Raw genomic sequence first — 2,681 nt, 5'->3', positions numbered from 1 at the left:
CACGGGGGTTGTAGGACCACGACGTGGCAAGATAGAGTCAAGTGGAACGCCTTGGAAAAGGCGGTCATAGAGGGTGAAAACCCCGTACACGACTGACGATTGAAGCCTAGTGGCATCCTGAGTAGCGCGGGGCACGAGAAATCTTGCGTGAAACAGCGGGGCCCATCCCGTAAGGCTAAATACTCCCGAGAGACCGATAGCGAACCAGTACCGTGAGGGAAAGGTGAAAAGAACCCCGAGCAGGGGAGTGAAATAGACCCTGAACCCGTCTGCCTACAAGCGGTCGGAGCATCGTCAAGATGTGACGGCGTGCCTTTTGCATAATGAACCTACGAGTTACCTTCCCCGGCAAGGTTAAGTACCTAAGGTACGGAGCCGAAGCGAAAGCGAGTCTGAAGAGGGCGGCCAGTCGGGGGGGGTAGACGCGAAACCGAGTGATCTACCCTTGGCCAGGTTGAAGGTTGGGTAACACCAACTGGAGGACCGGATGGGTAAGCGTTGAAAAGCTTTCCAATGAGCTGAGGGTAGGGGTGAAAGGCTAATCAAACTCGGAGATAGCTCGTACTCCCCGAAATGCATTTAGGTGCAGCCTCTTTATAGTATATCGCGAGGTAGAGCGACTGATTGGATGCGAGGGCTTCACCGCCTATCAAGTCCAGATAAACTCCGAATGCGCGATATATATTTAAAGGGAGTGAGGGCGCGGGTGCTAAGGTCCGTGTCCGAGAGGAGAAGAATCCAGACCACCGGCTAAGGCCCCCAAATGATCGTTAAGTTGAACTAACGAGGTCGGATCGCAGAGACAGCTAGGATGTTGGCTTGGAAGCAGCCATTCATTTAAAGAGTGCGTAACAGCTCACTAGTCGAGCGATCTGGCGTGGATAATAATCGGGCATAAACGATCTGCCGAAGCCGTGGATGTCGTAAGACATGGTAGGGGAGCATTCCATGCGGCGTCGAAGATGAGGGATGACCCTTGTTGGAGCGCATGGAAAAGCAAATGTAGGTATGAGTAACGATAAGGGGGGCGAGAAACCCCCCCGCCGAAAGACCAAGGTTTCCTGATCAACGCTAATCGGATCAGGGTGAGTCGGGACCTAAGGCAAAGCCGAACGGCGACGCCGATGGAAGAATGGGTTAATATTCCCATACTGCCTCATGGAGTGACGTGGAGACGGAGAAGTGACAGTCCTGCCGGCTGACGGAATAGCCGGTTGAAGGGTGTAGGAGTCGATCATGGTAGGCAAATCCGCCGTGAGATCCGAACCTGACAGTATACCGAGTACTTGTACGAGGTAATATGGACGTAACCATGCTCCCAAGAAAATCCGCTAAACTTATCCATGCGGCACCCGTACCGTAAACGGACACACGTGGTCGGGTTGAGAATACTGAGGCGCTCGAGTGACTCACGGTTAAGGAACTAGGCAAATTGACCCTGTAACTTCGGGATAAAGGGTCCTCGTCGTAAGGCGAGGCGCAGAGAATAGGTCCAGGCAACTGTTTAACAAAAACACATGGCTGTGCTAAATGGAAACATGACGTATACAGCCTGACACCTGCCCGGTGCTGGAAGGTTAAGAGGAGATGTCATCGCGAGAGAAGCGTTGAATTGAAGCCCCAGTAAACGGCGGCCGTAACTATAACGGTCCTAAGGTAGCGAAATTCCTTGTCGGGTAAGTTCCGACCTGCACGAATGGTGTAATGATCTGGACACTGTCTCAACCGTGAGCTCGGTGAAATTGTAGTATCGGTGAAGATGCCGATTACCCGCGATGGGACGAAAAGACCCCGTGAACCTTTACTATAGCTTTACATTGAATTTGGGCAGACGATGTGTAGGATAGGCCGGAGGCTTTGAAGGGGGTACGCCAGTATCCTTGGAGCCGCCGTTGAAATACGGCCCTTCGGTTGTTTGAGTTCTAACTCCTAGGCAGGAGGACACTGTATGGTGGGTAGTTTGACTGGGGTGGTCGCCTCCAAAAGCGTAACGGAGGCTTCTAAAGGTGCCCTCAGACCGATTGGTAACCGGTCGCAGAGTGTAATGGCATAAGGGCGCTTGACTGGGAGAGATACAACTCGATCAGGTAGGAAACTAGAGCATAGTGATCCGGTGGTTCCGCATGGAAGGGCCATCGCTCAAAGGATAAAAGGTACTCCGGGGATAACAGGCTGATCATTCCCAAGAGCTCATATCGACGGAATGGTTTGGCACCTCGATGTCGGCTCGTCACATCCTGGGGCTGGAGAAGGTCCCAAGGGTTGGGCTGTTCGCCCATTAAAGTGGCACGCGAGCTGGGTTCAGAACGTCGTGAGACAGTTCGGTCTCTATCTATCGTGGGCGCAGGAGATTTGAGGGGCTCTGACACTAGTACGAGAGGACCGTGTTGGACGTACCACTGGTTTACCGGTTGTCCCGCCAGGGGCACCGCCGGGTATCTAAGTACGGATCGGATAAGTGCTGAAAGCATCTAAGTACGAAGCCGGCCTCAAGATTAGATCTCCCTTAAGGGTGGTTATAGACGATGACCTTGATAGGCCACAGGTGTAAGGGCGGCGACGTCCGAGCCGAGTGGTACTAATAGCCCGGGACTTTCCTCACGTGAAGGTTGATATATTTTAAGACGATAAGGCGAAGCTGGTCTCTTCGGATTGATGTCCGGTCAAAATCTTGATAATGA

Annotated in this window: 1 rRNA gene (cut by a window edge); it reads left to right on the top strand. The window is 52.7% G+C overall.

Going from position 1 to position 2,681, the window contains the following annotated elements:
- A 23S ribosomal RNA gene (locus DWY79_RS01810) occupies positions 1 to 2,601 on the top strand; it begins 367 nt to the left of the window's first position.
- Positions 2,602 to 2,681 lie beyond the last annotated feature (80 nt).

The sequence above is a fragment of the Parabacteroides sp. AF27-14 genome, assembly GCF_003635425.1.
Taxonomy (GTDB): Bacteria; Bacteroidota; Bacteroidia; order Bacteroidales; family Tannerellaceae; genus Parabacteroides; species Parabacteroides distasonis.
This window is presented reverse-complemented; position numbering and strand designations above follow the sequence as displayed.